Below are 4,498 nucleotides of genomic sequence, written 5' to 3'. Positions count from 1 at the left end.
GTATCCTCGGTCACCGACACATCCGTCGGCGCCCCCGACACCTCCGGCGCGTCGTTCACGGCCGTGACCGTCACTGTGCTATTGATAGACGGTGCCGTGGTATCAGTGCCGCCATTTGCTGTGCCACCACTATCCATCAGGCTTGTGATTGCGAAAACGCGGTCACCGGCCGTCGGAGCGTCGCCCGACACTTCGAACGCCAGGGTGTCGAGAATCTGGCGGGCGTTGGTGGCGAGCGCTGCGCCGGAGATGCTGACCGTCGCGGTGCCGGTTGTGACGGAGACGCTGACACCCAAACCGTTATTTGCAGTTGTCGCGCTATTTCCATTCGTCAGCGCGACCTTGCTACCATCGATCGTCAGCAGTTCCGCTGCGCCGTCCAACAACCCGCTGACAGTCAAGGTCACGAGGAGTTGCTGGCCACTTTCTACTGTCGAGGCTGAAGTGACGGAGAACAGGTCGACCGGCGCACCGTTTTCGGAATAGGTCGTAGTGCCACCAGTTCCAGCGAATATCGGCGCATCGTTCACTGCGGTGATGTTGAGTGTTACTTGCTGCGATGCGGAGGAATCGGAGCCGTCATTTACGGTAATACCGATGGTTCGGGTTGTGGTGCTCGGGTCGTCGCCGCCCAGGTTCTGATAGAGGATGTTGCGCAGCAGAACCTGAACATTGCCGGGCGTAGCATTTGAATTCAAGGAAACTGTGAGGGGGGGGGTACCAGCGGTGCCACCCGCAAAAGTGCCGATAGCGATGCCGTTTGCGTAGACGGTCGAGCCGATCAGGCCGGTTTGGCCGGCGTTGAACCCGGCGTTGGCGATGGAGAGGCGATCTTCGGGCAGGCCGCCCGATAGGAACACCACCTGGACGGACCCACCGTTGAAATTGGCAGAGTCGACATCCGTCACCGTCGAATCGGCCAAAACGTCAACGTTGGTGGTGGTGAAGCCCTCGATGTAGTTAATAGAGTTGCCGTTCAGGTTCGTGATCGTCGGAGCGTCATTCACCGCGGTGATGTCGATATTGATCACCGGATTCGAGGCGAGACCGCCGCCGTTCCCATCCGAGGCCGATACCGTCAACGTCGCCACGTCATTGCCGTTGGCGTTCGACGCGCCAAGATAGCGAACGTTGCTGGCGGTATCGAGGAAAGTATTGATCGCCGAGGCTGAACCACTAAGCGTGAGTGTACGGGCCCCAACGTTGGAAACGGTGACACCGCCACCACTGCTTCCAGACAAGGTTCCCGAACTGGCTTGCAAAGTGACTGTCAGGTTGTCGCCATCTGCATCGACAAAGCTGATCGTCGAGAGGTCGAGGTTGCTGGTCGTATCCTCGGTCACAGTCACGTCCGTCGGTGCGCCCGTCACAGTCGGATCGTTGTTTGCCGGGGGCACGTAGAAGGTTGCGTAGGTCGTCGAGGTTATCGTGGCGCTGGAGGAGATGGTAAAGGCCGTGCCGTTGGAGAAAGTATCGTAGGCAATTGCGTTGGTGGGGATAACGATACCGCCAGAGTTTCCTACCCCCGCCATCCATATGGCAGTGCCACCATTGTTCATGGTAAAGCTATGCATGTCGTAGGGACCGACATCGCCGCCAGAGAGACCTGTATAGGTAAAGGCTGTGGATTCGTTCAGTGATAAAGTACCGTCCCCGTCAGTGATGGTGGCGTCGCGCGGAGAGGTGTCGACTTGGCGACTACGCACAAAATCGGTGGTAAGTGTGCCGTTCGACCAGACACTGTCAAATGTCGCAAATACAAAAAAATCCGCCATGATTATCTCCCAAAAACTCGTGACCTGTACACGTTGCGGTATCGCCCCGGCATCGCTGAACCGATCAACCCATGCGAGATCAATACATCAAAAATCCATCTTTGATATATGATTTTTTGTGCTTTTGGAAAAACTTGGCAGCGTGGCGGACAATTCGAAATCGCGGCCTTTTCCACATGCTCAATTGCGAGGTTCAGGCATCTGTCGGATAGGGTCGCGAAGTATTTGATACAGTTCGGGGCTGTCAGACGGATGAGAACCATTCTCCACAAGGACAAAATAGCCGTCCCTTAAGCCGCGCAGAGACCGCGCCACTCTGCCAGAGCGGCGACGCGATTCATCTTGAAATTCGCTCTGGAGGTGAGACTGCGCTCCGAGTTGAAATGGTTGCAGACAGAGGGGTGGACGGAAGCAAATTTCTGCAGACTTCGCATGCTGCGAAAGCGGAGCATCGCCCGCTCTCGTCGTCGGAAAGGCAGGTGCGAATTCTCAGCCCTGTTGTTCAGCCAGCGACCCGTTTTCTGCTTGTCGGCAATGCCACCAGAACCGGATCGTTTCGTGGCTGACATCGACACCGCGCTCGTGAAACAAATCCTCGACGTTGCGCAGTGACAGGGGAAATCTGACGACAGCATCACCGCGAGACGAATGATCTCTGGGCTGCTGTGGCAGTATTTGAACGGATCACGTTTCGGCATGTCAACAGGCTACGAGAGCGCCCTGCCCGTCTCAACCGGATTCCTTCTGACACCGCCGTTTTCATTCGACCGCACCCGCTGTTGCGGTCAGATGGCCGCGATCCGTTCCAGCCCAGCGGTGATGCGCGCTCGTAACCGAGCGTCCATCCTGACTTTCGAGACATAGTCCTCAGGCTCGATGCCACGTTCCTTGAACGGTACGATCGCGGCATGGGCAAGGTCCTGCTCCCCGGCCAACGCATGCGCCACCGCAATCAGCAACCAGTCGTAGATGCTGTCGCGTGCGTCGATGTCACGGACGAGATCGGAGGCGGTGCGAAAGTCCCCCGCGATCAATGGTTCCACCACCATCGATATGGACACCCAGATCGGCAGAAGCGGGTTGCGCTCCCGGGCCGCCCGTACGAGTTCGAGCCCCCTATCAACATCCCCCGATTTTGCGAGCCAACCACCGACCATGGCCATCATGAGCGTTGCGTTGGGATTTGCGTCGATCGCGCGCGAAATAAGGTTCCGGTAACGTGCTGCGTCCCCACGGGCTTGGGCAAAAGCGGCAGCGGCAAACAGAGCTTCCTGGCAATTCGGCGCCAGTGCGATGGCCTTCTCTGCGTGGATCCGCCCCGTCTCAATAACGTCTTCCACACTCGCGCTGCCGAGCGTCGCTGCCTCAATCAGCGTAATGGCAACCAATGCATGAGCGAGCCCGCTCGAAGGATTATCGCGGAGGGCGCTCTGCGCAAGCTCCTGGAATTCGTTCAGGCTGCTGAGGCGTGCCGTGCGCATGTGGGCGTGAAAAGCGAGGAGCGCCTCGTAAACCCCTGCATCCGTCCCATTCCGGCCTGAGTATTGGGCGCTCAGATCCTCAGCTACAATCCCATAGGCATCAGCCAGGCGCGTCGCGCATTGGCGCGCGATCTCCTCTTGCAGCCCAAAAACGTCCGCATGATCGGCGTCGATGCGAAGCCGATCCGACCAGATGAGCGCCTCGTCCGGCAATCGGCTCAGCTGTACCGAAACACGAAGGCTTCCGCCGGCTTCACGGACATTACCGCGCAGGACATAGTCGGTGCGTGCTGCAAGGTCCACGGCGCTTCGGTTGGCAGAAATCGCGTCCTCGTGCCATCCGGATATCACGCTGAGCTGTCCAAAACGCGCCAGTTCAAGCGCAATTTCCTCTGGCAACCCCTCCCGGTACAGGCGCGCCCTTTCCCGGTCATCTCCGGTAAAGCTAAGGATCGCCAATCTTGGCAGTCCGGAGCGCGGAGCCCGCTGCGGACCGGTTTGCACAAGCGGCCGATACTCGAACTTCGGGCGATAATGCCCTTTGGGAACCGAAATGATGATTTCATCGCCGGCACCCGAAGTCAGGTAATAATGTTCGAGCGCCTTGCGCAGCTTGACCGCCTCGATCCGGACGATCGGGTCGCTGTTGGGGTCGAAACTGGCATCGCGGCCGAAGACATCCATTGCCAAGGCCGTTCCCTTCAACAGCTCGCCACGACCCTCCAACTCTTCCGCAACGAGATGAGCCAGAAACTTCCGCGCCCGTGGCCCCGCCGTAAAATCCGTGGAGGAGACGATGCGGTCCAGCTGCTCGGCGACCGCGTCCCTGTCTAGCTGAATATCGGACAAAACAATTCGATCCCTTCGGCAAACCTGCATTCTGCTTGTCCAGACGGATAGTATCGGCGCCCGGCAACGCGGTCGAGAGGGCTGTTCAATGGCAGGTAGGCGCCAGAAAGCCGAAAACCGACCAGCGGGGTTTGGACCTGGACCTCCAACCCCCAAAGCTTTTCCGAGCATGGCGAGCAACCGTAAACTCACTGGTCAGCTGCTGCGTTGCATAAAGCCTCCGCAGCGCCGGGCCAGTTCAACACCTGGGCGGTACTCTTGGCCCCCGATGCTTCGTCACGCTTCCATGCCGACTAACGACACAAAGTTCGGCGCTCCGCACTAGGGTCTGTTGAGATTCACTTTGAGTTCAGGAGAGCGGCGCAGGCATTGATGATTGCCGTAAAGCTGAGG

Annotated in this window: 2 protein-coding genes and 1 pseudogene; all 3 read right to left on the bottom strand. The window is 58.5% G+C overall.

The features are described from left to right. A partial coding sequence (locus OEZ49_RS22820) for a beta strand repeat-containing protein (protein WP_397545703.1) occupies positions 1–1,775 on the bottom strand: 1,775 nt, incomplete at its 3' end. Between the two features lie 406 nt (positions 1,776–2,181). After that, positions 2,182–2,284: pseudogene (locus OEZ49_RS23145) on the bottom strand (IS6 family transposase); the annotation flags it as partial. 276 nt (positions 2,285–2,560) lie between these two features. Beyond that, entirely contained in the window at positions 2,561–4,105 is a 1,545-nt protein-coding gene (locus OEZ49_RS22810) for a hypothetical protein (protein ID WP_263390441.1), read from the bottom strand. Between the last annotated feature and the right edge of the window lie 393 nt (positions 4,106–4,498).

It is taken from the genome of Ruegeria marisflavi (assembly GCF_025673445.1).
In the GTDB taxonomy this organism is placed as follows: Bacteria; Pseudomonadota; Alphaproteobacteria; order Rhodobacterales; family Rhodobacteraceae; genus Ruegeria_B; species Ruegeria_B marisflavi.
This window is presented reverse-complemented; position numbering and strand designations above follow the sequence as displayed.